This window comes from Lysobacter sp. 22409 (genome assembly GCF_052045105.1).
GTDB classification, from domain to species: Bacteria; Pseudomonadota; Gammaproteobacteria; order Xanthomonadales; family Xanthomonadaceae; genus Lysobacter; species Lysobacter antibioticus_B.
Genome location: NZ_JBQEOE010000026.1, coordinates 1 through 24,498 on the forward strand (window position 1 = coordinate 1; position 24,498 = coordinate 24,498).

23 protein-coding genes are annotated in these 24,498 nt (G+C 68.7%); 8 read left to right on the forward strand and 15 right to left on the reverse strand.

What is annotated here, in order from left to right; translation table 11 throughout:
- Positions 1-551 precede the first annotated feature (551 nt).
- The 13 genes from ACTJJK_RS14035 to fusA form a co-directional block, all read right to left on the reverse strand.
- Positions 552-1,526 carry a DMT family transporter gene (locus ACTJJK_RS14035; RefSeq protein ID WP_440730521.1) on the reverse strand — a complete coding sequence of 325 codons (975 nt, stop codon included), beginning with the start codon at positions 1,524-1,526 and terminating at the stop codon, positions 552-554.
- Positions 1,527-1,590: 64 nt separating this feature from the next.
- Entirely contained in the window at positions 1,591-2,415 is an 825-nt protein-coding gene (locus tag ACTJJK_RS14040) for an AraC family ligand binding domain-containing protein (protein ID WP_440730522.1), read from the reverse strand.
- Positions 2,416-2,459: 44 nt separating this feature from the next.
- Positions 2,460-2,924, reverse strand: coding sequence for a putative toxin-antitoxin system toxin component, PIN family (locus ACTJJK_RS14045; protein ID WP_223619927.1), 465 nt, complete (start codon positions 2,922-2,924; stop codon positions 2,460-2,462).
- 20 nt (positions 2,925-2,944) lie between these two features.
- Positions 2,945-3,697 (reverse strand): hypothetical protein, encoded by a 753-nt coding sequence (locus tag ACTJJK_RS14050; protein ID WP_440730523.1) that lies wholly within the window; start codon positions 3,695-3,697, stop codon positions 2,945-2,947.
- Positions 3,694-4,419, reverse strand: coding sequence for a hypothetical protein (locus tag ACTJJK_RS14055; protein WP_440730524.1), 726 nt, complete (start codon positions 4,417-4,419; stop codon positions 3,694-3,696). Before ACTJJK_RS14055 ends, ACTJJK_RS14050 begins: the two co-directional genes overlap by 4 nt.
- A gap of 179 nt (positions 4,420-4,598) precedes the next feature.
- Positions 4,599-5,129 carry a hypothetical protein gene (locus tag ACTJJK_RS14060; RefSeq protein WP_031373298.1) on the reverse strand — a complete coding sequence of 177 codons (531 nt, stop codon included), beginning with the start codon at positions 5,127-5,129 and terminating at the stop codon, positions 4,599-4,601.
- A 184-nt stretch (positions 5,130-5,313) separates the two neighbouring features.
- Positions 5,314-6,060, reverse strand: coding sequence for a tellurite resistance TerB family protein (locus tag ACTJJK_RS14065; protein ID WP_440730525.1), 747 nt, complete (start codon positions 6,058-6,060; stop codon positions 5,314-5,316).
- A gap of 147 nt (positions 6,061-6,207) precedes the next feature.
- A complete protein-coding gene (locus tag ACTJJK_RS14070) occupies positions 6,208-6,852 on the reverse strand; it encodes a LysE family translocator (protein WP_440730526.1) in 645 nt (214 codons plus the stop codon).
- Between the two features lie 306 nt (positions 6,853-7,158).
- A complete protein-coding gene (locus ACTJJK_RS14075; protein WP_031373295.1) occupies positions 7,159-7,554 on the reverse strand; it encodes a thioredoxin in 396 nt (131 codons plus the stop codon).
- A 93-nt stretch (positions 7,555-7,647) separates the two neighbouring features.
- A complete protein-coding gene (locus tag ACTJJK_RS14080) occupies positions 7,648-8,910 on the reverse strand; it encodes a mechanosensitive ion channel domain-containing protein (RefSeq protein WP_440730527.1) in 1,263 nt (420 codons plus the stop codon).
- Positions 8,911-8,926: 16 nt separating this feature from the next.
- Positions 8,927-9,358: a DUF4087 domain-containing protein gene (locus tag ACTJJK_RS14085; RefSeq protein ID WP_440730528.1), complete on the reverse strand. Its 432-nt coding sequence runs from the start codon at positions 9,356-9,358 to the stop codon at positions 8,927-8,929.
- Between the two features lie 100 nt (positions 9,359-9,458).
- Positions 9,459-10,364: a hypothetical protein gene (locus ACTJJK_RS14090; RefSeq protein WP_440730529.1), complete on the reverse strand. Its 906-nt coding sequence runs from the start codon at positions 10,362-10,364 to the stop codon at positions 9,459-9,461.
- Positions 10,365-10,414: 50 nt separating this feature from the next.
- Positions 10,415-12,472, reverse strand: coding sequence for an elongation factor G (fusA, locus tag ACTJJK_RS14095; RefSeq protein ID WP_440730530.1), 2,058 nt, complete (start codon positions 12,470-12,472; stop codon positions 10,415-10,417).
- 356 nt (positions 12,473-12,828) lie between these two features.
- On the opposite strand from fusA, the gene ACTJJK_RS14100 reads away from it, so the two are divergent.
- The 4 genes from ACTJJK_RS14100 (at position 12,829) to ACTJJK_RS14115 (ending at position 16,131) form a co-directional block, all read left to right on the forward strand.
- Entirely contained in the window at positions 12,829-13,260 is a 432-nt protein-coding gene (locus tag ACTJJK_RS14100) for an OsmC family protein (protein WP_440730531.1), read from the forward strand.
- Positions 13,261-13,431: 171 nt separating this feature from the next.
- Positions 13,432-14,166 carry an alpha/beta hydrolase gene (locus ACTJJK_RS14105; protein WP_440730532.1) on the forward strand — a complete coding sequence of 245 codons (735 nt, stop codon included), beginning with the start codon at positions 13,432-13,434 and terminating at the stop codon, positions 14,164-14,166.
- A gap of 102 nt (positions 14,167-14,268) precedes the next feature.
- Positions 14,269-14,955, forward strand: a complete 687-nt coding sequence (locus ACTJJK_RS14110) for a glycine zipper 2TM domain-containing protein (protein WP_223619939.1) — start codon at positions 14,269-14,271, stop codon at positions 14,953-14,955.
- A 282-nt stretch (positions 14,956-15,237) separates the two neighbouring features.
- Entirely contained in the window at positions 15,238-16,131 is an 894-nt protein-coding gene (locus ACTJJK_RS14115; protein WP_223619940.1) for a bile acid:sodium symporter family protein, read from the forward strand.
- Between the two features lie 54 nt (positions 16,132-16,185).
- On the opposite strand, the gene ACTJJK_RS14120 is transcribed toward ACTJJK_RS14115, so the two are convergent.
- Positions 16,186-17,067 carry a PhzF family phenazine biosynthesis protein gene (locus ACTJJK_RS14120; protein WP_440730533.1) on the reverse strand — a complete coding sequence of 294 codons (882 nt, stop codon included), beginning with the start codon at positions 17,065-17,067 and terminating at the stop codon, positions 16,186-16,188.
- A gap of 278 nt (positions 17,068-17,345) precedes the next feature.
- Here ACTJJK_RS14120 and ACTJJK_RS14125 point away from each other — a divergent pair, with 278 nt between their 5' ends.
- From ACTJJK_RS14125 to ACTJJK_RS14140, 4 genes are all read left to right on the forward strand, one after another.
- The gene (locus tag ACTJJK_RS14125) at positions 17,346-19,946 is read left to right on the forward strand and encodes a bifunctional aspartate kinase/diaminopimelate decarboxylase (RefSeq protein ID WP_440730534.1); all 2,601 of its coding nucleotides are present in this window, start codon (positions 17,346-17,348) and stop codon (positions 19,944-19,946) included.
- Between the two features lie 127 nt (positions 19,947-20,073).
- Complete coding sequence (gene murL / locus ACTJJK_RS14130) at positions 20,074-21,435, forward strand: UDP-N-acetyl-alpha-D-muramoyl-L-alanyl-L-glutamate epimerase (protein ID WP_440730535.1); 1,362 nt, start codon at positions 20,074-20,076, stop codon at positions 21,433-21,435.
- Positions 21,416-22,816, forward strand: coding sequence for a UDP-N-acetylmuramoyl-L-alanine--D-glutamate ligase (gene murD / locus ACTJJK_RS14135; RefSeq protein WP_440730536.1), 1,401 nt, complete (start codon positions 21,416-21,418; stop codon positions 22,814-22,816). Before murL ends, murD begins: the two co-directional genes overlap by 20 nt.
- 86 nt (positions 22,817-22,902) lie before the next feature.
- Complete coding sequence (locus tag ACTJJK_RS14140) at positions 22,903-23,700, forward strand: dienelactone hydrolase family protein (protein ID WP_440730537.1); 798 nt, start codon at positions 22,903-22,905, stop codon at positions 23,698-23,700.
- A gap of 526 nt (positions 23,701-24,226) precedes the next feature.
- On the opposite strand, the gene ACTJJK_RS14145 is transcribed toward ACTJJK_RS14140, so the two are convergent.
- On the reverse strand, positions 24,227-24,498 hold a 272-nt coding region (locus tag ACTJJK_RS14145; RefSeq protein ID WP_440730538.1), incomplete at its 5' end, for a hypothetical protein.

Consider the following 24,498-nt stretch of genomic DNA (forward strand, 5'->3'; position numbering starts at 1 on the left):
TGACTTTCTTTTGTTGCTTTAGACAAAAGAAAGTTACCCGCCGCTTTAGTGGCGGAAGCTTTAGGCGTTTGATCTTGATCTAGCTTGAGTGATGCGCGGCGAGACCGTCGCAGCGTGGTCGCGGCTTGCGCCGCTCCTACCCTGGGCTCCAGCCCTAAGCGACGCGAGGCTGAGGCGTAGTGGTCGCCGCTTCAAGAGTAGGAGCAACGTCCTACTGGATTTCCTTCGGTCACAAGTCGCGACCGCGTTCTCGCGGCCTCCGGCGTGTCTCTCAAGCAAGTGCGGAGCTTCCGCCCGCTACGCGGCCGGGTTACTTTCTTTTGCTAAGCCCAAAAGAAAGGTAACCAAAGAAAAGGGCTCTCCTTGCAAGGGCACAGGCCACGAGTGCGATGCCCGCGCTGGGATTTTCCGATAAGACGTCCCTGTCTTATCGGAAAACGCCGCATGTCCTGTGCGGCGCCCTCCGGGTCTCCACCTGACCGGCAAAGCAGCAAAGCAGCAAAGCAGCAAAGCAGATCAAAATCTCGGCAACGGCAACGGTGCGATCACCCTCAATGCGCCGAACAACTCTCCGCATTCGCCAAAGGCACCGGCTTCACCCGTAATGCCCAGATCACCCCCGCGATCAGCAGGGCGATGCCGATCAAGGTCAAGGGTTCCGGCATCCGGCCGCGCAGGATGAAGGCGTAACTCAGGGCGGCGATGGTCTCGAATACGATCAACTGGCCGGCCAGGGCGGTCGGCAGGCGCTGGCTGGCTTCGTTCCAGCACAAGGTGCCGACCCAGGAGGCGAACAGGCCGATCGCCACCATCAGGCCGATGAAGAAGCCCGGGCGCGGGCCGAACGGCATGGGGAAGTCGCGGCCGGCCGCGCTCATGAAGGTCCACAGCGTTATGTAGCCGAGCAAGGCCAGCGGCAGCACCGCCAAGCCCTGCGCGGTCGCCCAGGTGCGCGGGCCGCGGCCGGGGTGGTCGCGCAGCCAGTCGGCATTGCGCAGCGGATACCAGGTCCAGCACGCGACCGCGCCGATGGCGAGCACGGCGCCGATAGCGTAGCGGCGTACGTCGGCGTTGGCGTCCGCGCGCAAGGCCTGCAATTCGACTTGGTTGACGCAGGCGATGCCGGCCGCGATCAGTGCCAATGAAGGCAGCAGGCGCAGCCAGGGCAGGCGCCCGTCGCGGCGGGCGTTGCGCAGGTTCGCGCAGACCGCGATCACCACCGGCAAGGTGCCGATGATCATGGTCGGCAAGGGGCCGCCGGCGCGCTGGATGGCGCTGGCCAGGAACAGGTAATAGAGCAGGTTGCCGATAGCGGACAGCTTCAGCGCTTCGATCCAGTCGGCGCGGGTCAGCTGGCGCAAGGCGGCGCGATCGAGCCAGGCCAGCGGCAAGGCGATCAAGCCAAAGGCGAGGTAGCGCCCGACCGACTGCAGCGCCGCCGGGTATTCCGGCAGCAACAGCGGGCCGACGAAGACCAGGCCCCAGATCAGGCCGGCCGCGAGCGCATAGAGGGTTCCTAGCCACATGCGACCAGCTTGGGCGAACCCGGCGGCGCGGTCTTGTACCAGATTGCTTTCGGCGCGGCCGCGCTCAGCGGCGGATTTGTTTCTGGTAACGCGCCGGGGTGATGCCGTAGCGGCGCGAGAACGCCCGGGTCAGATGGGCCTGGTCGGTCAGCCCGGTGTCCGCGGCGATGCTTGCGAGCGCAGCGCCGCCGGCGAGCAGGCGCTTGGCCTCGTACAGGCGCAGCGCCATCAGCATCTGCTGCGGGGTGACGTGGTACTGGGCGCGAAAACGGCGGAGGAAGTGGAAGGGGCTGAGGCCGGCGACCGCGGCCAGTTCTTCCAGGGTGACGCGTTCGGCCAGATGCGCGCGCAGGTAGTCGACGACCGGGCCGAAGCGCGACGCAGCCTCTTCGCGCAGGCGCCGCGGCATGCGGGCGTGATCGCGGAACTCCATCAGCAAGGCGAACAACTGGCTGTCGAAGGCGAGCGGTTCGCGTGCGTTCCACAAGGCATCCAGGCGCGCGGTGATGCGACGGGCGCGTTCGGGGTCGTGGCGCACGGCGTCCTCGAACCACCAGCCGGCCTCGCCGGTGATGTCTTCGACCACGTCGGGGTCGAGATAGACCATGCGATAACGCCAGCCGCCTTCGGTCTCGGCGCGGCCGGTGTGCAGCACGTCGGGATTCATCAGCACCAACGAATCCGGCGGCGCGAGGTGGTCGCTGCCGCGATAACGGAAACGCTCGACGCCCGATTCGATCGCGCCCAGGCCGAAGGCCTCGTGGGTGTGCGGCTCGAAGGCGTGGCGGACGATGTGCGCGCGGTACAGCTCGACGCCGGCGCGATGCGAAGGCTGCCGGAATTCGGCGGCATCGTGGGCGTGGACGAACTGGACGGGGACGCCTTGCATGGGCCGAGTATCGCACGGCCTCCGCGCACGATCCGTGGCGCTGTTCAGGCCTCGGGCGCGGTCTCGCGCAGGGTCTGCAACGCGGCCCAGGCGCGCGGCGTCAACACTTCGAACAAGCCGTCGCGCGCGGTGCGGCGGCCGAGCACCAGCAGGGCGTGATCGCGGCTGAGCAGCCAGCGCGCGTCGGCGGCCAGGGCGAGTTCGAGGAACTTCTGGTCGTCGGGATCGGCGCAGCGGGGCAGGGGGCGCGCCGGAACGCCGTCGTGTCGGTGCAGACGCAGCAGCTCGTCGTAATCGCGCAGGCAATCGGCGCGTGCAGTGTCGTCCAGGGCGAGCTTGGGATAGGTCAGCACGCGCTGCCATTCTTCGCGGCAGGCCGTATCGGTGACGGCCTCGATGCGGCCCTCGCGCAGCGCCGCGAGCAACGAGGCGGTCAGCGGGTCCTTGAAGGCGAACATGTCCAGGCAGACGTTGCTGTCGAGGACGATGCGCGGGACGCTGGTGTTCATGCCGCCCTGCGAAGCGCGATTCAAAGATCGTCCTCGCCGGGGAACGACACCCGCAGTTCGCCGACCGACAGCAGTTCGCCCTGTTGCGGATAGCGTTTGTCGTCGCTGGAGAATTCGTTGTCGCCGGACGGGTAGGCATCTTCCGCGGTGGACGCTTGCGCATTGCGGTCCAGACGCGCATGCCGGATCACCGGGTCGCCGTCCTTGGCGGCGAGACGGCCGCCGTTCCAGTCGGTGATCGCGCCGCCGTAGTCCCAGTCCAGGCCGCTGAACCGGATCGGCTTACCGTTGAGACTGACCAGCTCGGCCAAGCGCATGCCCATGCGCACGCCGTTGTCGAGACGCCAACGCGAGTCGGGCTCGCGCACCACCACGTTGGACAGGCCGCGCAGCTGTTGCGAATCCTGGAAATACAGATAGGCGCGCAGCGCCGAATCCGTGGGGTAGAGGATCACCCCGCGGAACTCCTCGCCTTCCGCGCCCGGCAGATGATGGGAGATCTCCACCTGGTCCGCGCCGAACAAGGCGCGCAACTGGGCCGGCCCGGTGTCGGGGGCGAGAGCGCCGGGCAGGACGTAGTCGAGCTCGGCCGGCGGCGCTGTGTCCTGGCCTTTTTCGGCCGCGGTCGCGGTCGTTTGCGGCGTTGCCGCCGGCCGCGACACCTGCGCGACCGGTTCGGTGGCAGGCGCGGGCGGCGTGCGTTCGCAAGCGCCGAGCAAGGCGACGCTGGCGATCGCAACGAAGGTCCGGCTCGCCACCGCGCGCGGGTTCATTGCCTGACCTCGCGGATGTCGGCGCTGCCGATCCGCCAGGCGCGTTGTTCGTCGCTGGCGCCGTCGACGACGCTGCGACGCAGGGTGTAGGCGCCCACGTATTTGCGCTGGCTGCCGTCGCGTTGAGTGGCGGTGATCGCGACCGGCACTTCGACATAGCGCTGGCCGGCGCCGGCGTCGACCCGGCCCGGTGCCAGCACTTCCACCGATACGCCGGTGGTCTCGGCGAAACCGTTGGCGAACTGCTGGGCGTTCTGTCCGCTGGCGTTGCCGCCGTCCGACCACAGTGCGTGAGCACGGGCGAAATTGCCGCCATTGATCGCGGCGTAGTAATCGCGCACCACGGCGACGGCGTCTTCCGGGGTGGGTTCGGTGGCGAGCGGCGGGGTGCCGGTCTCGGTGCCGGACTCGGGCGGCGGCAAGGTGCCGTCGATGCCGGTCGCGGGCGTGCCGGCGTCGCTGCCGGGAATCGGGTTGCCGTTCTCGTCGAACAAGGGGCTGGCCGTGCTGCCTTCGACCGGCGCGCCGACCTGGCCGGGCCCGGGCGCTGAGGGCATGCCGGTGACGCCGGCAGCGCCTGCGCCGGCAGGCGCCGGCAGCGCCTGGGGATCGGCGCCGGCGGCGGTGCCGTCCGCGGGGCGGTCCTTGCCGCCGCAGGCGGCGAGCAGGGCGGAAAGCGCGAGGGCGAGGGCCGGGACGGCGAGGAAACGATTCGGGCGCATGACGGGGTCCGTAGAGACATAGACCGCGCGCCGTCGTTCGAGGGCGCGTCGATGGCCCAGTGTATAAGCCCCTCCTCGATTGCGGCGAGATGCCGGAAGTCGGGCACAGCGCAGGCTCAGCTCGCTGGACGCGCGCTGACCGGGGTGGGCGTCGAGTGCGCCAGCGTGGCGCGCTCGGCTTACTGCAGTTTCACCGACAGCGACGTGGCGGTCAGTTCCCAACTGCGGTCGACCGGGCTGCGTCGCATGCGATACCAGCCGGTGTAGCGCCGCGACTCGCCGTCGGCGACGTCGACCCGCAGCTCCACCGGGATTTCCAGCGATTCCGGCACCGCTTCCTGGTCGAGTGGTTTCGGCGTGTCGTTCTCGATCCGCATCGAGGTGAATTGCTTGATCGAACGCAGGTCGGCTTCTTCGTTGCCGCGCGGCATGCGTTGATAGGCCCAATGCTTGTCGGCCGCTTCGCGTTTGCCGCTGCTGAGTTGCTGCAGGTACAGATGCAGCTTGTTGACCGCTTCGTTCATCGCATCCAGGCGCTGCTGGCTCAGTGCGTCGGCGCGTTTGGCGGCATCGGCGCGGGCGCGCGCGGCGGCATCGTCGGCGACCGGCGCCGTCGCCGCATCGACAACGGGCGTATCGGTCTCGGCCTGGCGTTGGCAGGAGCAGCCGACGAAGGTCAGCGCTAACAAGGCGGGAATCAGCAAACGCATCGGCGACGGTCCGGTCGATAGGGAAGCGCCGCGCAGTAGGGCGGCGCAGCGATCCTAACGGCTGCCATCGACGAAGAGGGCGCCGCGCCGACCGGCGGCAGCGCCGGCGGTGCGGACGCGCCGCCGCCGCGCCCGCTTGTGACCGAGTTCCGCTCTGCGCAGCGGCCGGGAGCGCTCGGGGTGCTTAGGCTTGGGCGTCGCGCAACTGCTGTTCGAGCCGGCTCTTGAGCGCGTCGTCGATCTTGAGCTGGCGCGCCAGTTCGTCGAGATAGGCGCGTTCCATATAGCTCTGTTCATCGGCGGCGAGCAGGCTGGCCAGGTACATCTCCGCGGCGATTTCCGGAGTGGTCGCGGCGCGCGCCACTTCGGCCGGGTCGAGCGGTTTTTCCAGTTCGTCGTGCAGCCAGCGGCGCAGTTCCGGGTCGCCGTCGATGCGGGTGAATTCGCCTTCGATGGCCTCGCGTTCGCGCGCATCGATATGGCCGTCGGCCTTGGATGCGGCGACCAGCGCCTGCAGGATGGCCTGGCTGTGTTGCTCGGCCTGCGGCGGCGGCAGGCGGTCGACGGTCTGCGGCTCCGCGGCGCCGGCATCCTGCTGCCGCTTGTATTCGCCATAGGCCTTGTAGGCCAGCACGCCGACCGCGGCGACGCCGCCGTACAAGGCGATCTTGCCCGCGCTCTTGCGCAGCTTGCGGTGGCCGAGCAGCAGGCCGAGTGCGCCGCCGGCGAGCGCGCCCTTGCCGAAGTCGGCATTGAGCAGGCCGCGTTTCTCTTCCGTTTGCTTGTCTCGTGCGTGCTTGTCTTGTGCGTACTTGTCCTGATAGGGCACCGGCGGTTTGCCGCCGCCGAGCAGGCCTTCGAGTCCGCCGGCCCCGCCGAGGCTGCTTTGTGCGGTCTTCAGCAATTGGTCGAGAAAACCCTGTGTCTTCATGCGCGGCGCTCCTGCAATCGAGGTCGTGAATCTCCGACCTGTGGGCGCGGGACCGCCGCTTCAAGACGAAGCGCGGCCTGCGCCGGCGGCGCCGTACATCCGCGGTTGGGTCCTCGCCGAAGCGCCCGGACGTGCGGGCTCTGCGCCTCAGCTGCGCTGCTGCACCGCCAGGCGCAGGCCCAGGGCGATGAATACGCTGCCGGTCAGGCGTTCTTTCCAGCGCCCGCCGCCGGAGAAGCGCCGGCCGATGCGGCGGCCGAAATGGCCGAAGGCGACGCTCAGCAACACGCTGTGCGACAGGCCGATCAGCGACAGCAAGGCGCCGAGCACCAGGAACTGCAGCCAGACCATGCCGCGCTCGGGATGGACGAACTGCGGCAGGAAGGCGAGGAAAAACAGCGCGACCTTCGGATTGAGCACGCCGGTCATCACCGAGCGCAGATAGACGTGGCGCGCCGAGGTTGCCGCTGCCTGCGATGCGTCGTCGGTCGCGGCGGGGGCGGGCGAGGGGCTGCGCCAGGCCTTGATGCCGAGCCAGATCAAGTAGGCGGCGCCGGCATATTTGATCGCCTCGAAGGCCAGCGCCGAGGTCGCGAGCAACGCCGACAGGCCGAGGCCGGCGGCGAGCGCATGGATCAGGGTCGCGGTTTCGAGCCCGAACGCCGCCTGCACGCCGCGCGAGGTTCCGCCGGCGGCGCTCTGGGCGATGATCCAGGCCGTGCCCGGTCCGGGAATCAGGACCAGCACCGCAGCGGCGGCGAGGTAGGCGGCGAGCGTGGCGAAGTCGAACATGGCGGCGGCCTGCGGTCGCGGCGGGAAGAACCCGCAGTCTGCTCCGCGGCGGTGCACGCGCCAAGCCTGGGCGGTCGTTGCCGGGCGGGAAGCTGTGTTGCGCGGGCGGTGTGAGAGATGGCGACGCGCCGGGCCGAGGTTTGCCTGGGGTAGGAGCGGCGCAAGCCGCGATCAACCGCAGCGGCGTACGCGAGCGTGGTGGCCGAAGATCGGATGCCCCCAAAAGCGATCCGGAGGGCTGTCGGCTTCGGGAGCTACGTGGTATTCGGCTTCTTCGGTTTATCGCGGCTTGCGCCGCTCCTACTCTTAAAGCGCTTGCGGCGGGGCAGCCGGCGCCGGCGCCACGCGCAGTTTTTCTATCGCGGCGACGAAGGCATCGGTGCCGGGCCATTGGCTGATCCGGCCGAGCTTCTTGGCGCCGCGGAACACCAAGAACGCCGGAATGCCGTGCAGGCCGAAATGCGTGCCCATGCCCGGGTCTTCGTAGACGTTGTCGTGCAGCCATTCGACGTCGGGCCAGACGAAGCGTTCCGGCGTCAGCAGGATCTGGCCCTTGGCGATATCGCAGTTCGGGCAGTCCTTGCCCCACAGGAACAGGATGCGCAGGTGGCCGTCGTCGGGCAGCGCCTCGGCCAAACCCTTCTCGCGGATCGGCCGCATCGGGAACTGCCAGAAGAAGCGCGGGTGGGAACCGTCGTTCATGCCCGCATCCTACTCCTGCCGGGCCGTCCGCCAACTGCGACGCTTATCGCGGCGGCGAACGGAGTCGGCCGACCCGAAATGCCGGCTTAAGCCTCATTGCGCCACCAGCGCGATGCCGTTCTTGCGGAACGACTGCAGCACCGCGTCGTAAATGTCGGAGACGACGTTGTGCTGGCCGTTCTCGGGGTCGTTGATCCAGAAGTGGCCGTCGAGCTGGATGCCCTTGTCGTTGACGCCGGTGACGTACATATGCGGCGGCGGTTGCTGCAGGACGCGGTCCTGCGCCTTCATCGCCTCCAGGAACAGCGCGCGTGCGGCATGGGTGTCGGTGTCGCCTCTCACCAGCACGCCGCAGACCAGGCGCAGATTGCGGTCGGACCAGGACTGGTTGACGATCACGTTGCTGGTCAGGCTGTCGTTGGGCACGATCGCCTCGACCCCGTCGCGGGTGCGGATCATGGTGTAGCGCACGGTCATGCGGGTGACGCGGCCGATGATGTTGTTGGTGGCGATGTTGTCGCCGACCCGCACCGACTGCTCGAACAGCACGATCAGGCCGCTGATGTAACTGGCCGCGAGCCGTTGCAGGCCGAGCCCGAGGCCGATGCCGAGGGCGCCGCTGAACGCGGCCAGGGCGGTGAGGTTGATGCCGCTGATTGAGAAGATCAGCGCCAGTGCGGCGATCCACATCAGCACGCTGAAGATGCGCGACAGGGCGAGGACGAAATTCGGCTGCAGGGTGCGGTTGCGCCGCAGCAGGTTGCCGATGGCCTTGTCGCCCCACAGCGCGACGATCACGATCACCACGCCGGCGGTGAGGCCGTCGAGGATGTGGCGGGTGGTCAGGCTGAAGCCGAGGACGCTCCATTGCGTCGAGAAGAACTGGCCGATCAACGGGTTGCGCGTGCCGAAGATCTGCAGCACCACATAAATCCACAGCAGCACCGTGACCACGCGCAGCATGAAGCGCAGGGTCGCGGTCGGGCGGAACAGCAGCTCGACGATCGCGCCGAGCAGGCGAATGAGGCACAACAGCGCGATCAAGGTGCCGCCGAGATCGATCAGTGGGTTGTCGAACAGGTCGCCGAACAGGCCGAACAGCGACAGCAAGGTCAGCGACAGCACCGGCGTGGCGAGGTAGTCGAGCAGGGTCAGCCAGGCGAAGCGATGTTTGAGCCGCGGCCGGATACGGCGGACGATCAGCGCCGACGCGAGCACGCTGCCCACGACCACGAACAGGGTCGCGAGCAGATCGGTGGGATTGGAGACGACCGTCAACGCATCGGAGACGATCTTGGTCAGCTCCGGATCGGTTTCCAGCGACGGCGGAGCGGGGGTGGTCGGGGCTGCGGTCATGGGCGGGGTGCGCGGCTCAGTCCTTGGGTTCCTTGAGCTTCCGGTCGCGTCGGCACTGCGCGAGCGGCTTGCTCTGCGCCGAGGCGATCCGCAGCACCGTCATGGTCTTGCGGTCCACCTTGACCTTCATGCAGGCGCAACCATGGCCGTAGCTGCTGCCGTTGGTGACGACCCAATCCTTGTCGGCGAACTCGGGCCAGTCGCCGTCGGCCTGGTGGCCGCCTTGCAGCGCCACCGTCCAACTGCCGTCGCGATCGTCGAGCCAGGCATTGGCCGGGGTCGGGTTGATGAACCAGCCGCAGCGGTTCTGCAGGGCCGTGCGCGACGACGCCTTGGTCCCGGCGGCCGCGGCGAGCGCGGGCAGCAAGGCGACGGCGACGAGCAGACAGGCCAACGCCGCGGCAGGGCCCGGCGTGCTGCGGCGATCGGATGGCGAGGTCGTGGGCATCGTGGCGCTCCTTGATTCCGATGGTAACGAGGCGGCGCGGCGCTTGTGAGCGCCGCCGCAGCGGTGCGGACGGGACTGCGCCCGCTGCGATTGTCCGGCCTCAGGGCGTGACGTCGGCGGGAAAGGCGCGGCTGAATTCGAGCAGGCGCGCCTGCGGATGCGCGCCCAGCCAGTCGTCGAGCACGCCGCGCAGCCAGGCTTCGTCGGTCGCGGCGATGCCGAGCTGGAAGTGGGTGTGCGGGATGGGCTCGGCGCTGTCGCCGTGGTCGTGATCGCCTTCGGCACAGGCCTTGCACAGATACCGCACGCTGTGGGTCCAGTCCTCGACCTGGCCCTTGCTTTCGCCCTGGCCCTCGCGCACCCGCTCGACCAGCGCCGCCAAGGTTTCCGGCGCCGGGGTTTCGATCAACGCCTCGTAGGTGGCGTAAGCCGAGGCCTGCCACAGCCCGAGGGCGTTGAACACGGGGTATTCGCGCCCTTCGACCTTGCGCGTGCCCTGCACGGCGCCGTCGTGCAGGACGATGTCGCCGTAGCGATGGCCGCTGCCAGGCAGCGGCACGTTGAGGATGCGCGCGCGTGCCGGGTCGATGCGTTCGGCCCAGACCGCCTCGCCGCTATCGTCCAGATCGATCCGCAGCACCATCGCGCCCAGTCCGGCTTCGATCGGGCCCTCGCCCTCGGGCAGGCCCACGCCGTACTTGCGCCAGGCCTCGCGGGCGCAGCTCCAATCGCTCAGCGCGGTCGCGGCGATGCCCAGGTTCCAGCAAGCGCCGGCATGGTCGCCCTGGCGTTCCAGCGCGGCGCGATTGGCCTGCAGGGATTCGGCCCACTCGCCGCGGTACTTGTGCACCAGGCCGAGGTTGAACCACGGTGCGGCCCAGCTCGGATCGGCCTGGGCCGCGCGTCGGTACCAGTGGAGCTCGCGCTCGCCGCCGCGATGGACGAGCCGTTGCGCGTAGCGGTTGAGGATCTCGGAACGCTCGCGGTCGCTGCGGTGTTTGGGCATGTTCGCGGTTCGGGACGATGGACCGCGAACGTTAGCAGCCCGGACCCCGCTCAGTCCTCTTCGTGCTTGGGTTTGTAGGCCTCCATGAGTTTTTGCTGGACGCTGCCTGGCACCGGCTCGTAATGGCTGAAGTCGAGCGAGTAGCGGCCGCGTCCGGCGGTCACCGACTTGAGCTCGGCGGCGTAGCCTTCCAGTTCCGACAAGGGCACCTGCGCGCGCACGACGATCTCGCCGCCGCGAACGCTGTCGGTGCCGTTGATGCGCGCGCGTTTGCTGGCCAGGCCGCCGCTGATGTCGCCCATGTGCTGCTCGGGTGCGTTGACCTCCAGGTCGACGATCGGTTCCAGCACCTGCGGGCGGGCCTTGGTGATCGCATCGAGGAAGGCTTTCTTGCCGGCGGCGACGAAGGCCACTTCCTTGCTGTCGACGGTGTGGTACTTGCCGTCGTAGACGATCACCCGCACGTCCTGGATCGGATACCCGGCCAACGCGCCGTCGTGCAGCACCTGACGCACGCCTTTCTCGACCGCCGGCAGGAACTGGCCTGGGATGGTGCCGCCCTTGACCTCGTCGACGAACTCGAAGCCGCCGCCGCGCGGCAGCGGCTCCACGCGCAGGAACACCTCGCCGAACTGGCCGGCGCCGCCGGTCTGTTTCTTGTGGCGGTGGTGGCCCTCGGCCTTGCCGCTGACGGTTTCGCGATAGGCGATGCGCGGCGGCCGCGCCGTCACCTCGACCCCGTACTTGTCCTTGAGCCGGTCGATGTTGATGCGCAGGTGCAGGTCGGACAGGCCGCGGATCACGGTCTCGTTGGTCTCGGCCTCGTGCTCGACCTGGAAGCAGGGGTCTTCCTCGGACAGCTTGTGCAGGGCGGTGGCGAGTTTCTGCTCCTGGCCCTTGCTCGCCGCCTCCACCGCGAGGCCGAACATCGGCCGCGGGAAATTCAGCGGCGCGAGGTGGATCTGGTCTTCGTCGTGGCTGTCGTGCAGGACCGCATCGAAATGCAGGTCGTCGACCTTGGCGACGCCGGCGATGTCGCCGGGGATCGCCTGGTCGACTTCGACGTGCTCCTTGCCCTTGAGCTTGAACAGGTGGCCGACCTTGAACGGTTTCTTGCCGTCGTCGACGAACAACTGGGTGTCCTTGCGCACCGTGCCCTGGTAGACGCGGAACACGCCGAGCTTACCGACGAAGGGGTCGTTGACGATCTTGAACACGTCGGCGATCACGTGCGCGTCCGGGTCGGGCGCGGCGACGATGGGCTGGGCGTCTTCGCCGACGCCTTTGACGAACGGCGGCGGATTGGCTTCGCCGGGGTGCGGGAACAGGCGTTCGGCGACGTCGAGCAGTTCCTTGATGCCGACGCCGCTGCGCGCCGAGCAGAACAGCACCGGCACCAGATGGCCTTCGCGCAGGCACTGCTCGAAGGCGTCGTGCAACTCGTCGCCGGACAGGCCGCCTTCGCCGAGGTCGAGGTAGTGCTCCATCACCGTTTCGTTGACCTCGACCACCTGGTCGATGATCTTCTGGTGCCAGTCGGCGACCGCGCCGAGGTCGCTGCCGCCGCCGTCGTTGCCGGGTGTGGCGAAACAATCGACGACCGCCTTGCCGCCCTCGGCGGGCAGGTTGAGCGGCAGGCATTCGGGGCCGAAGCTTTCGCGGATCGCTTCCAGCACGCCGGCCGGATCGGCGCCCTCGTGGTCGATCTTGTTGACCACCAGCACGCGGCAGAGCCGGCGCGCTTTGGCGTGCTCCATCATCCGGCGGGTGCCGTATTCGACGCCGCTGTCGGCATCGACCACCACCACGACGGTCTCGACCGCGGCCAGCGCCGACAGCGTCGGGCCGCGGAAATCCGGATAGCCGGGGGTGTCGATCAGGTTGACGTGGATGCCGGCGTGATCGGTGCTGGCGATGGCGGCGTCGAGCGAGTGGCCGCGTTGTTTCTCGATGGGGTCGAAATCCGAAACCGTGGTGCCGCGTTCGATGCTGCCTGCCGTCTGGACTGCGCCGCCGGCCTGCAGCAGGGCTTCGAAGAGCGTGGTTTTGCCGGCGCCGGGGTGGCCTGCCAAGGCCACGTTGCGAATGGATGTTGTGCTGTAGGACATGAGCGGACTTCTCCCTGAGGCTAGGGTGGGAAGGCCGTCATGGCTGTCCGCGCTGCGCGCCCGAGCGTGGCGCTCGGCGGGCGGTCATGGCGGGTTACTGCCGGCGGGGGCCGGAACCACAGACTCCCGCAGGCGCGAGGGTGGGTCAAGCCCGACGCGGCGAAGCGTGCGTGGCTTGGCGTTTGCGCGTGCTGCGGCGCCGCATGCGAGGAGCGGCAAGCCAGGAGCGAGTAACGAGCAGCGAATAACGAGTGGAGCGAAGCCTCCCGCCTCGTTACTCACTACTCGTTCGTCTTCACTGTTTCCTAGCTCCCCCCGGTTACCCTGGCCGCCCCTCATCGTTGGAGAACGGCACCATGGGTATCTCGCGCCACGCCACCGCTCACTGGGAAGGCGATCTGAAAAGCGGCCAGGGCCGCCTGAGCACGCCGCAGAGCGGTGTGCTCGCCGACACCCGCTACGGTTTCAACAGCCGCTTCGGCGACGAGAAAGGCACCAACCCCGAAGAGCTGATCGCCGCCGCCCACGCCGGCTGCTTCACCATGGCGCTGTCGGCCAAGCTGACCGAAGCCGGGCATCCGCCGGCCAAGCTCGACACCCGCGCCGAAGTCGACCTGTCGATGGAAGGCGGGCCGACCCTGTCGCAGATCCGCCTCAAGCTCACCGCCGAAGTGCCCGGCATCGACGCCGCCAAGTTCCAGGCCATCGCCGAGGACGCCAAGGCCAACTGCCCGGTGTCGAAGGCCCTCAGCGCGGTGCCGATGAGCCTGGAAGCCAAGTTGGTCTGAGCCGGGCCGGGCGGCCGTTCCCGCATCGAGCGGGAGCGGCGCTGGGCCTGCCTCGCCCGGCAGGCGCCGAGTCCGGCGTCGCGCCGCTTCGGCGAGGCCGCCAGTAACCTGTCTTTGCACCGACCCTTCTCCCGCGTCGCGGACGAGGGCGGTCGGTCTTGGTCGAACCCGATGCCCGATCCCATGACGCCGCGCGCCTGTATCCGCCATGCCTTGCTGATCCATGGCGCCGGGGCCGGCGCCTGGGAGTGGAACCTGTGGCAGGACGTGCTGCGCTCGCGCGGCCTCGGCACGGTCGCGCCGGATCTGCGGCCGGCGCCCGAGGGCCTGGCCGCGACCACGCTCGACCACTACCGGCGCCAGGTCCGTGCCGAACTGGAGGCCTTGCCGCGGCCGCGCGCGGTGATCGGCGCCAGCCTCGGCGGCCTGCTGGCCTGGTTGTGCGCGGACTTGGCCGACGCGGTGGTGCTGATCAACCCCCTGCCGCCGGCGCCGTGGGCGGCGCGATTGCCGGCGCGCGACTGGCCCGATGTGGTGCCTTGGCGGCGCGATGCGCGTCTGGCCTCGACCCGGCGCGCCATGGTCGATGCCGACGAAGCTGCCGTGCTGTACGCGTTCCGGCGCTGGCGCGACGAGTCCGGCGCGGTGCTGCGCGAGGCGCATGCCGGTGTCGAAGTGCCAGCCGTTGAGATGCCGGCTGTAGAGATGCCCGCCGTGGAGGTGCCGGTGCTGTGCATCGCCTCGCAGCGCGACGACGACGTCGCGCCGGAATTGTCGGCGCAGTTCGCAGCGGCGATCGGCGCGACTTTGTTACCGTGGCCGTCGCCGAGCCACGTCGGCCCTTTGTTGGGGCGCGACGCCGCCCGGCTGGCCGCGCAGGCGGCCGACTGGCTGTCGGCGAGGTAAACGACACAGGCCGTACCGCCACGCCCCCGGCTGCATTCAGCCCGGGTTGACCGCTGCGGCCCGACGATCCATCCCGCGCCATGTCGGCGCCTGGAGCTCATGATGAACCGCTTGCTAGTCACCGCCCTGGGCCTGGGTCTGGCCGCCACCACCGGCGTCGCGTCGGCCCAGTCGTATGGCCAGCCGTACGGCTCGTCCTATGGCTCATCGCAGCAGGTCGGCGACTACAACAGCAGTCAGGTCGACTACGCGCGGGTGATCCGCGTCGATCCGGTGTTCGACAACTACAGCTCGCAGCCGGTCAACCAGGGCCAGCGCTGCTACGAGCGCCCGACCTACGTCCAGGGCGATTCGTATTACGGCAACGAGTACGAGCCGCGCCGCGACGACAGCTATTACGACCAGTACGGCAACCAGCGCCGCGCGGTCGGCACCGAAGGCGGCCGTACCGCCGCGACCGTGGTCGGCGGCATCGTCGGCGCGGTGCTCGGCAGCAAGGTCGGCGGCGGCAGCGCGCGCTACGCGACCTCGGCGCTGGGTTCGATGGTCGGCGGCATGGCCGGCCGCAGCATCTACGAGCAGAGCAAGCGCAGCCAGGAGCCGCGTACGGGCACGGTGCGGGTCTGCGACCCGGTGCCGGCCGGCGGCGGCAACTACTACTCGGGCGGCGAGCGTTCGGTCAGCGCCTACGACGTGACCTACGAATACGCCGGCAAGACCTATCGCACCCGCACCAACCACAACCCCGGCGACCGCATCCGCGTGCGCGTGGACGTGCGCCCCGACTGAGTCGGCATCGGCGCGGCGGAAGGAACGGTGTGCCGCGACCGCGACTGGAACGCCGGGACCGAAAGGTTCCGGCGTTTTCGTTTGTGCGACGCCGATTGCGTGCGCCTGCGATCCGCAAGCCCACGGCGGAACTCGCGACGCGGTATCGCGACCGCAGCGCATCGAATGTGCGAAAGTCGGCGGCAACCGCCATCGCTGATCGTCGGATGAGCCGCGGTCGGTCGATGCCGCACCGACGACGGCCGCAACGACAGACGCGCGCGAAAACTCAAGGAGATCGCCATGCAGGACAGCGTGTTGCTCAAGATCGGTCTGCCGATCGCGATCGCCATCATCATGTGCGGCATCGGCCTGACCCTGCGCGGCGAAGATTTCCAGCGCATCGGGCGCAATCCGCGCCCGGTCGCGGTCGGCCTGGTCGGCCATTACCTGTTGCTGCCTTTGCTGGGCTTCGCCGTCGCCTGGCTGTTCCCGCATTCGCTCGAATTCGCGGTCGGCTTCGTGCTGGTCGCCGCCTGCCCGAGCGGCAGCAGCTCCAACGCGTTGACCTATCTGGCCCGCGGCAATGTCGCGCTGGCGGTCACGCTGACCGTGATCAGCGCGCTGGTGACCTTCCTCAGCGTGCCGCTGTTGGTGAATCTGGCTCTGCAGTGGTTCGGCGGCGAGACCCGCGAGATCCGCCTGCCGGTCGGCCAGACCGTGATGCACCTGGCGGCCCTGGTGTTGGTACCGGTGTTGCTCGGCATGGCCTTGCGCCGCTACGCGAGCGGTTTCGCCCTGCGGGTCGAACCCTGGGTCAGCCGCTTCGCCTTGCTGCTGTTGCTGCTGTTGATCGTCGCCATCAGCGTGACCCAGAGCGAACTGTTGCTGCGCACCTTGCCGGAACTCGGCCCGGCCGCGCTGGCGATGTGTTCGGCGGCGATCGGCGGCGGTTTCCTGTTGGCGCGGCTGACCGGCCTGGCCTTGCGCGATGCGATCACGGTCGGCATGGAGGTCGGCGTGCAGAACAGCACCCTGGCGATCGTGATCGCGCTGACTCTGTTGCAATCGCCGCAGATCGCCGTACCGGCGGCGATCTACGGCTTGCTGATGTACCTGCCGGCTTTCATCGCGGTCGCGCTGGGCCGCCGTGCGGTGGCGCGCCGCGAAAAAGCCGAGGCCGCCGGCGCGGCTTGAGCGTGGTTGCCGGGCCGCCGCGAACGGCGATGGCTCGGGACTGATGGCCTGCGCTCAGCGCCAGTCGATCTGGCCGCGTACCACGTTGCTGACCCGGCCGCCCGACCAGACTTCGCCGTCGCCGTCGACACGCAATTGCAGGCGCGCATCGAAGCCGACTTCGCGGCCCTGGCTGACGGTGTAACGGCCGTCGCGGCCGGGCAGGGCGCCGTTGTGATTGAGCCAGGCGGCGAGGGTGGCGTTGGCCGCGCCCGAGGCGGCGTCCTCGAACTGCGCCGGCGCACCGACGAAGGCGCGCACGACCAGGTCGTAGTCCCGGCCGGCGTCGGCGCGCGCGAACGCGCACAGGCCCATGCTTTCGGTGCTTTCGGCCAGGCGGCCGATCGCGGCCCAGTCCGGGGTCGCCGCGCGCAGGGCGCTCTCGTCGCGCAGTTCGGCCAGCCACCAGCGCCGGCCGCCGTCCACCAAGGCCGGCGGCAGCGCGCCGAGCGGCAGCTCGCGCAGGGTCTCGGCCAGGCGCGGGTCGCCGGCCGCAGCGGTTTCCAGCACCCGCGCGCGCGGCGTGCGCACGGCGATGGTGCGGGCGTCGCCTTCGCCGTCGACCGACAGCGGCAACAGGCCGACCACGCCTTCCTGGACCAGATGGCCGTCGACCGGCTCGGCCAGGCCGGCCTCGAGCACGACGCAGGCGGTGCCGACGCTCGGGTGGCCGGCGAACGGCACCTCGCGGCGCGGGCTGAACATGCGGATGCGGTAGCTGGCGCCGGGCTGGGTCGGCGGGAACACGAAGGTGGTTTCGGGCAGGCGCGTCCAGCGGGCGATGGCCTGCATAGCTTCGTCGTCCAGGCCCTCGGCGTCGAGGACCACGGCCAGCGGATTGCCGGCGCCGGGCCGGTCGGCGAACACGTCCAGTTGCAGATAGCGGCGTTGCGTCATTTCGGGTGGGGTTCCGAAGAGTCCGTGCAGGTGGCGGTACACAGGCGGTGAGGGCGGCAGGGCCCGGAGTGCGGCGTCGGGAGCACGCTCGTGAGCCGGCAGGTTTCGACTAGAATCGTCGCTTCGTGCCCGGGCTCCCGGGCGAGCGCGTGATTCTAGGCGCGACGAGCCCGCAAGTGTGGAATCCCGCGCCGGCCGGACAGGTCGGTTGCGGATGGGTTTAGCTGCCCCGGCAATGTGCCGGGCCTTACGACAATGGAACGACAACCGAGGAATACGTGGTGGCGCAAGCGACAGGCTGGGTAGTGCTCAAGTTCGGTGGTACTTCGGTATCCCGCCGCAACCGTTGGGACACGATCGGGCGCTTGGCCTCGAAACGTATGCGCGAAGAGGGCCGCCGCGTCCTCGTCGTGGTCTCGGCGCTGTCGGGCGTGACCAACGAATTGCAGGCGATCGCCTACGCGCCGGCCGGGCAGGACGAGGGCTTCGCCGCGCGGTTTGCGACCCTGGTCGAGCGGCATCGCGCGTTCTGCGGCGAGCTCGACCTCGATCCCGACGCGGTGCTCGGCGAGCGCCTGGCGAAATTGATTGCATTGGAAACCGATCCGCGCGCGGCGAGCCGTGCGTTGGATTGGCAGGCCGAGGTGTTGGGGCAGGGCGAACTGCTGTCCTCGACCATCGGCGACGCTTATCTGCGTTCGCAGGGCCACGACTTCGGCTGGTGCGATGCGCGCGACTGGCTCGATGCGGTGTCGCTGCCGAACGCCAGCGACTGGGCGCAACGGCTGTCGGTGAATTGCCGCCACCTCGGCGATACCGGTTTCGGCGAGCGCTTCGATGCGCAGCCCACCGCGATGCTGATCACCCAGGGCTTCATCGCCCGCCACGGCGACGGCGGCACCGCCATCCTCGGCCGCGGCGGTTCCGATACTTCGGCGGCGTACTTCGGTGCCTTGTTGAAGGCGCAGCGGGTCGAAATCTGGACCGACGTGCCGGGCATGTTCAGCGCCAATCCGCGTGAAGTGCCGGATGCGCGTCTGCTCGCGCGCCTGGACTACGCCGAAGCGCAGGAAATCGCCACCACCGGCGCCAAGGTGCTGCACCCGCGTTCGATCGCGCCGTGCCGCGACGCCGGCGTGCCGATGGCGATCCTCGACACCGAGCGTTTCGACCTGCCGGGCACGCGCATCGACGCCAGTGCGGTCACCGTACCGGGGGTCAAGGCGATCAGCCGCCGCAACGGCATCGTGCTGGTGTCGATGGAAAGCATCGGCATGTGGCAGCAGGTCGGCTTCCTCGCCGACGTGTTCGAGCGCTTCAAGCGTCACGGCCTGTCGATCGACTTGATCGGCTCGTCGGAAACCAACGTCACCGTCTCGCTCGACCCGAGCGAGAACCTGGTCAACAGCAACGTCCTGGAAGCGCTGTCGGCCGACCTGGCCGAGGTCTGCCGGGTCAAGGTGATCGCGCCGTGCGCGGCGATCACCCTGGTCGGGCGCGGCATGCGTTCGCTGCTGCACCGTTTGTCCGACATCTGGGCGGCGTTCGGGCGCGAACGCGTGCATTTGATCTCGCAGTCGTCGAACGACCTCAACCTGACCTTCGTCATCGACGAGGCCGATGCCGACGGCCTGCTGCCGCATCTGCACCACGAACTGATCCGCAGCGGCGCGATGCCGGTGCGCGACGACAGCGTGTTCGGGCCGAGCTGGCGCGAGATTGCGCACGGCAAGCCGCAGCGCGCGCCGGCCTGGTGGCAGGGCAAGCGCGAGCGCCTGCTGGCCATGGCCGAGGCCGGCACGCCGCGCTACGTTTACGACCTGGCGACGGTGCGTGAGCGCGCCCGTTCGCTGATCGGCACCGAAGCGGTCGACCGCTGTTTCTATGCGATGAAGGCCAACTCGCATCCCGCGATCCTCAAGACGATCGTCGGCGAAGGCTTCGGCCTGGAATGCGTGTCGCTGGCCGAGATCGAACGCGTGTTCGCCGCGGTGCCGCACATGGCGCCGGAGCGAGTGCTGTTCACCCCGAGCTTCGCCCCGCGCCACGAGTACGAAGCGGCCCTGCAGCGCGGGGTGATCGTCACCCTCGACAACATCGAAGCGCTGAAGCGTTGGCCCGAGGTGTTCCGCGGCCGCACCTTGTGGCTGCGGCTGGACCTCGGCCACGGCGAAGGCCACCACGAGAAAGTGCGCACCGGCGGCGTCGCCGCCAAGTTCGGCCTGCCGTTGTCGCGCTTCGACGCTTTCGTCGAAGAAGCGCGCAAGCTCGGTGTGCGCATCAGCGGCCTGCATGCGCACCTGGGCAGCGGCATCGACGACCCGCAGCACTGGCGCGGCGTCTACGCCAGCCTCGCCGGCCTGGCCGACAGCGTCGGCACCATCGAGACCATCGACATCGGCGGCGGCCTGCCGATCGCCTACACCCCGGAAGCGCCGCAGTTCGACCTGGCGCAATGGCGCGCCGGTCTGGAAGAGATCAAGGCCGCGTATCCGCGTTACGGCCTGATCATCGAGCCGGGCCGTTACCTGGTCGCCGAATGCGGCGTGCTGCTGCTCGGCGTGACCCAGGTGATCGAGAAGGACGGCGTGCTACGCATCGGCTGCGATGCCGGCATGAACGCGCTGATGCGTCCGGCCATGTACGAGGCCTACCACGGCATCCACAACCTCAGCCGTTTCGAAGATGCGCAGACCGCGACCTTCGACGTGGTCGGCCCAGTCTGCGAAAGCAGCGACGTGCTCGGCCGCGCGCGCCTGCTGCCGGCGGCGACCGCCGAGGGCGACACGATCTTGGTCGCCGATGCCGGCGCCTACGGCATGGCCATGGCCAATACCTACAACCTGCGCGCGCTGCCGCTCGAGGAGGTGATCGAGTGATCGTCTCCTCCTCGCTGCGCCTTCGCGCGTCCACACTCAAACCCCTGTTCGGATATCTCCCGGCGCCGTCGCAGGCCCGGCGTGTTTTCCGGTTTATCGCTGCAACCGCGCCCGCCGGAGCCGCCGCATGATCCCGACCCAGAGTTCCTTCAAAGCCGACGTGTTCCGCTTCGTGCGTTGCCAGCTCGATGCCGCCACCGGCGTCGCCGAACTCGTTTACGCCTTCGACGACGGTCCGGAACTGATCGAGACCATCACCGTGCCGGGCGCGCCGTTCGCCCTGGCCGGTGCGCGCGCGCATGCGGTCGAGCGCGCCTTGCGCCTGCTGCACCTGATCGCCGGCGTCAGCTATTACAAGGCGGCGGTGCCCGAGACCATCCGCATCGATTCCTATGCGATCGATGCCGAGACCGCGGCGCTGCTGGAGCTGATCTACGTCAACGGGCTGGGCGAGTTCGCTTATCGCAACGGGCTGAACCTGCACGGCAAGATCCGTTTCCCGGTCGACGCCGCGGCGCCCGACGCCAAGGCGGGTCCGCTTGGGTTGAAGCCGCATGCCCTGGTCGCGATCGGCGGCGGCAAGGATTCGCTGGTCAGCATCGAGGCGCTGCGCACGCTCGGGGTCGAGCAGACCGTGACCTGGATCGGCGGCTCGCAACTGATCGCCGCCTGCGCCCAGCGCACCGACCTGCCGACCCTCAACCTCGGCCGCGCGCTCGCACCGCAGTTGTTCGAGCTCAACCGCCAGGGCGCCTACAACGGCCACATCCCGGTGACGGTGGTGAACTCGGCGATCATGGTGCTGGCGGCGCTGCTGCACGGCGTCGATCAGGTGGTGTTCTCCAACGAGCGCTCGGCCAGCTACGGCAGCCTGATCGAAGGCACCGGCGAGGTGAACCACCAGTGGTCGAAGGGCTGGGCCTGCGAGCGGGCGTTCGGCGACTACGTGCAGAACCAGGTCGCCGCCGACCTGCATTACTACTCGTTGCTGCGCCCGCTCAGCGAACTTGCGGTGGCGCGCCAGTTCGCCCGCACCGATCGTTACGACACCCACTTCAGCAGCTGCAACCGCAACTTCCACATCCTCGGCGAGCGTCCGGCCAGCCGCTGGTGCGGGGTCTGCCCGAAATGCCATTTCGTGTTCCTGGCGCTGGCGCCGTTCATGCCCAAGCCGCGCCTGGTCGGCATCTTCGGCCGCAATCTGCTCGACGACGCGGCCCAGACCGACGGCTTCGACGCGCTGCTGGAATACCGCAATCACAAGCCGTTCGAGTGCGTCGGCGAAGGCCGCGAATCGCGCGCGGCGATGGCGGCGCTGGCCGAGCGTCCGGAATGGCGCGAAGACACCCTGGTCGAACGCTTCGCGCGCGAGATCCGTCCGCAACTCGGCGGCGACGATCTGCGCATCGAACCGCTGCTGGTGCTGGACGACGAACAGCGTCTGCCGCCGGCTCTGTGGGAGCGGCTGCGTGCTTATTTCGCAGCTTGACGGGCAGCGCGTCGCGCTGTGGGGCTGGGGCCGCGAAGGCCGCGCGGCCTATCAGGCGATCCGTTCGCGCCTGCCCGAGCTGGCGCTGACCCTGTTTTGTCCGGCCGATGAAGCCGCCGACGCGCGCGGCTTGAACGACGCGCGCCTGGCGGTCGAAACCGCCGCCACCGCCGACCGTCTGAGTGCGTTCGACTGGGTGATCAAGTCGCCCGGCATCAGCCCGTATCGCGCCGAGGCCTTGGCCGCGGCCGAGCAGGGCACCCGCTTCATCGGCGGCACCGCGCTGTGGTTCGGCGAGCATGCCGATGCGCGCACCGTCTGCGTGACCGGCACCAAGGGCAAGAGCACCACCACCTCGCTGCTCGCGCACCTGCTGCGCGCCGGCGGCCACCGCACCGCGCTGGCCGGCAACATCGGCCTGCCCTTGCTGGAAGTGCTGGACCTGCCGCAGCCGCCGGAATTCTGGGCGATCGAACTGTCGAGCTATCAGACCGGCGACGTCGCCGCGGGCGGCGCCCGCCCCGAGGTCGCGATTGCCCTCAACATCTACCCCGAACATCTCGACTGGCACGGTTCGCAGGCGCGCTATGTCGAAGACAAACTGCGCCTGCTGACCGCGGGCAAGCCGAAGATCGCAGTGTTGAACGCCAACGACGCAGTGCTCGCCGGTCTCGACCTGCCCGACAGCGAGGTCCGCTGGTTCGGCCGCGAAGACGGCTGGCACCTGCGCGGCGATGTCCTGTGGCGCGGCGAGCGCGAGGTGCTGGACACCTCGGCCCTGCCGCTGCCCGGCCGCCACAACCGCAGCAACCTGTGCGCGGTGCTGACCGCGATCGAAGCCCTCGGCGTCGACGCGGCGCCGCTGGCGGCGCACGCGGCGAGCTTCCGTCCGCTGCCGCACCGCCTGCAGCAGCTCGGCGAACGCGAGGGCCTGGTTTACGTCAACGACTCGATCAGCACCACGCCGCACGCCAGCCTCGCCGCGCTCGACTGCTTCGCCGGGCGCCGCATCGCGATCCTGCTCGGCGGCCACGACCGCGGCATCGACTGGCAAGTGTTCGCCGATGCGATGCGCCGGCAGGCGCCGGTCGCGATCGTGACCATGGGCGAGAACGGCCCGCGCATCCACGAACTGCTGGCTTCGATCGCAGCGCAGTCCGACTTCCGCCTGTCCGCGGCCAAGGACCTCGCTGAGGCCATGGCCCAAGCCCGGGCCGCGCTGCGCGGGGGCGGCGGCGAGGGCGGGGTGGTGCTGCTGTCGCCGGGCGCGCCGAGCTACGGCCCCTATCGCGATTACGTCGCGCGCGGCCGTCATTTCGCCGAGCTGGCGGGCTTCGACCCGGACTCGATCAGCACCATCGCCGGGCTCGGCATAGCCTGATCCTGCGGCTTCGCGTCCGCCGCCGCGGCGCGACCGGATNGGACGCGCTAAGGTGCGCGCATTCCCACGCCACCCGGAGTCCGACCATGCGCCGTCTTGCCGCCGCGATGTCTCTCGTACTGTGCGCTTCGCCCGCGTTCGCGGCGATGCAGACCAAACCCGTGGAGTGGAAAGTCGGCGACGACAGCTACAGCGGCGTGCTGGTCTACGACGACGTCAACAAGATCAAACGCCCGGGCCTGGTGATGGTGCCGAACTGGATGGGCGTCACCGACGACGCCATCAAACAGGCCAAGAACATCGCCGGCGACGATTACGTCGTGCTGGTCGCCGACGTTTACGGCAAGAGCGTGCGCCCCAAGGACAAGACCGAGGCCAAGGCTGCGGTCGGCAAGGTCTATGCCGACGGCGGCACCAGCTTGCGCAAGCGCGTCGGCGAAGCGGTCGCGGCGCTCAAGGCGCAGGACAAGACCGCACCGCTGGACGCCTCGAAGATCGGCGCCCTGGGTTTTTGCTTCGGCGGCTCGGCAGCGCTGGAACTGGCGCGCACGGGTGCCAACCTCGCCGGCGTGGTGAGCTTCCACGGCGGCCTCAAATCGCATTTGCCGAGCAACGGCGTCAAGGTCAACACCCCGCTGCTGGTGCTCAACGGCGCCGCCGACAAATCGGTGCCGCAAGAAGACATCGTCGCCTTCGAGAAGGAAATGAACGAAGCCGGCGCCGATTGGCAGTTCGTCAACTACAGCGGCGCAGTGCATTGCTTCTCGCAGATCGAGGATGCCGACAATCCGGTGGGCGACAACTGCCGTTACGACGAACGCGCCGCCAAGCGCTCGTTCGCGGCGATGCGGGCGTTCTTCGCCGAGCGGTTCGGCGCGAAGTGACGTCGGCGGTTTCGTGTCCCGATGGCCGCCTTTTCGGCTGTCGTAATCGGCCGCCGCTCCGCCTTTAAAGGGTAGGAGCGACGTCCTACTGGATTTCCTTCGGTCACAAGTCGCGACCGCGCTGCAACGGTCTCGTGGCGTTACTAGCCGTAGCCCCCTTGTAGGAGCGGCGTCCTACTGGATTTCCTTCGGTCACAAGTCGCGACCGCGTCCTGTCGTGGCGCCGGCGTCTCCGGCCGTAGGACAGCGAAGCAACATCAAGAGCAAAGCTTCCGCCCGCTAACGCGGCCGGGTTACTTTCTTTTGCTAAGCCCAAAAGAAAGGTAACCAAAGAAAAGGGCTCTCCTTGCAAGGGCACAGGCCACGAGTGCGATGCTGTCGCCGGGATTTTTCGATAGGACATCCATGTCCTATCGAAAAACGGCGCACGTCCTGTGCGCCGCCCTCCGGGTCTCCAAATGTCCCCGCGACTTCGGTACTGCGCCAAGCTCATATGGCAACGGCAACGGCAACGGCTGCCGTGCTCTTAGGGTAGGAGCGGCGCGAGCCGCGACCGCAAATCTACGGCCACCGGCGCGGGGCGATTGTTGTTGCGTGGTCGCGGCTTGTGACCGAAGGAAATCCAGTAGGACGCCGCTCCTACCCTTTGATGTGCCATGGCTGTAGGGTTGCTGTTGCTGTTGCTGTTGCTGTGCGTCATCTCAAACTCGCGAAGGCCATCGAAGACCCGGAGGGCGGCCCGCATGGATGCGGGCCGTTTTTCATCGGGACAGGGATGTCCCGTATGAAAAATCCCTG

What these genes read in the sequence shown, in the direction of transcription:
- ACTJJK_RS14090 (WP_440730529.1), bottom strand. Translation starts at nt 10,364, where the DNA reads ATGCCCAAACACCGCAGCGACCGCGAGCGTTCCGAGATCCTCAACCGC.
- ACTJJK_RS14080 (WP_440730527.1), bottom strand. Translation starts at nt 8,910, where the DNA reads ATGACCGCAGCCCCGACCACCCCCGCTCCGCCGTCGCTGGAAACCGAT.
- fusA (WP_440730530.1), bottom strand. Translation starts at nt 12,472, where the DNA reads ATGTCCTACAGCACAACATCCATTCGCAACGTGGCCTTGGCAGGCCAC.
- ACTJJK_RS14110 (WP_223619939.1), top strand. Translation starts at nt 14,269, where the DNA reads ATGAACCGCTTGCTAGTCACCGCCCTGGGCCTGGGTCTGGCCGCCACC.
- ACTJJK_RS14070 (WP_440730526.1), bottom strand. Translation starts at nt 6,852, where the DNA reads ATGTTCGACTTCGCCACGCTCGCCGCCTACCTCGCCGCCGCTGCGGTG.
- ACTJJK_RS14075 (WP_031373295.1), bottom strand. Translation starts at nt 7,554, where the DNA reads ATGAACGACGGTTCCCACCCGCGCTTCTTCTGGCAGTTCCCGATGCGG.
- ACTJJK_RS14085 (WP_440730528.1), bottom strand. Translation starts at nt 9,358, where the DNA reads ATGCCCACGACCTCGCCATCCGATCGCCGCAGCACGCCGGGCCCTGCC.
- ACTJJK_RS14065 (WP_440730525.1), bottom strand. Translation starts at nt 6,060, where the DNA reads ATGAAGACACAGGGTTTTCTCGACCAATTGCTGAAGACCGCACAAAGC.
- ACTJJK_RS14115 (WP_223619940.1), top strand. Translation starts at nt 15,238, where the DNA reads ATGCAGGACAGCGTGTTGCTCAAGATCGGTCTGCCGATCGCGATCGCC.
- ACTJJK_RS14045 (WP_223619927.1), bottom strand. Translation starts at nt 2,924, where the DNA reads ATGAACACCAGCGTCCCGCGCATCGTCCTCGACAGCAACGTCTGCCTG.
- ACTJJK_RS14050 (WP_440730523.1), bottom strand. Translation starts at nt 3,697, where the DNA reads ATGAACCCGCGCGCGGTGGCGAGCCGGACCTTCGTTGCGATCGCCAGC.
- ACTJJK_RS14055 (WP_440730524.1), bottom strand. Translation starts at nt 4,419, where the DNA reads ATGCGCCCGAATCGTTTCCTCGCCGTCCCGGCCCTCGCCCTCGCGCTT.
- ACTJJK_RS14140 (WP_440730537.1), top strand. Translation starts at nt 22,903, where the DNA reads ATGCGCCGTCTTGCCGCCGCGATGTCTCTCGTACTGTGCGCTTCGCCC.
- ACTJJK_RS14100 (WP_440730531.1), top strand. Translation starts at nt 12,829, where the DNA reads ATGGGTATCTCGCGCCACGCCACCGCTCACTGGGAAGGCGATCTGAAA.
- murL (WP_440730535.1), top strand. Translation starts at nt 20,074, where the DNA reads ATGATCCCGACCCAGAGTTCCTTCAAAGCCGACGTGTTCCGCTTCGTG.
- ACTJJK_RS14040 (WP_440730522.1), bottom strand. Translation starts at nt 2,415, where the DNA reads ATGCAAGGCGTCCCCGTCCAGTTCGTCCACGCCCACGATGCCGCCGAA.
- ACTJJK_RS14120 (WP_440730533.1), bottom strand. Translation starts at nt 17,067, where the DNA reads ATGACGCAACGCCGCTATCTGCAACTGGACGTGTTCGCCGACCGGCCC.
- ACTJJK_RS14105 (WP_440730532.1), top strand. Translation starts at nt 13,432, where the DNA reads ATGCCCGATCCCATGACGCCGCGCGCCTGTATCCGCCATGCCTTGCTG.
- ACTJJK_RS14035 (WP_440730521.1), bottom strand. Translation starts at nt 1,526, where the DNA reads ATGTGGCTAGGAACCCTCTATGCGCTCGCGGCCGGCCTGATCTGGGGC.
- ACTJJK_RS14060 (WP_031373298.1), bottom strand. Translation starts at nt 5,129, where the DNA reads ATGCGTTTGCTGATTCCCGCCTTGTTAGCGCTGACCTTCGTCGGCTGC.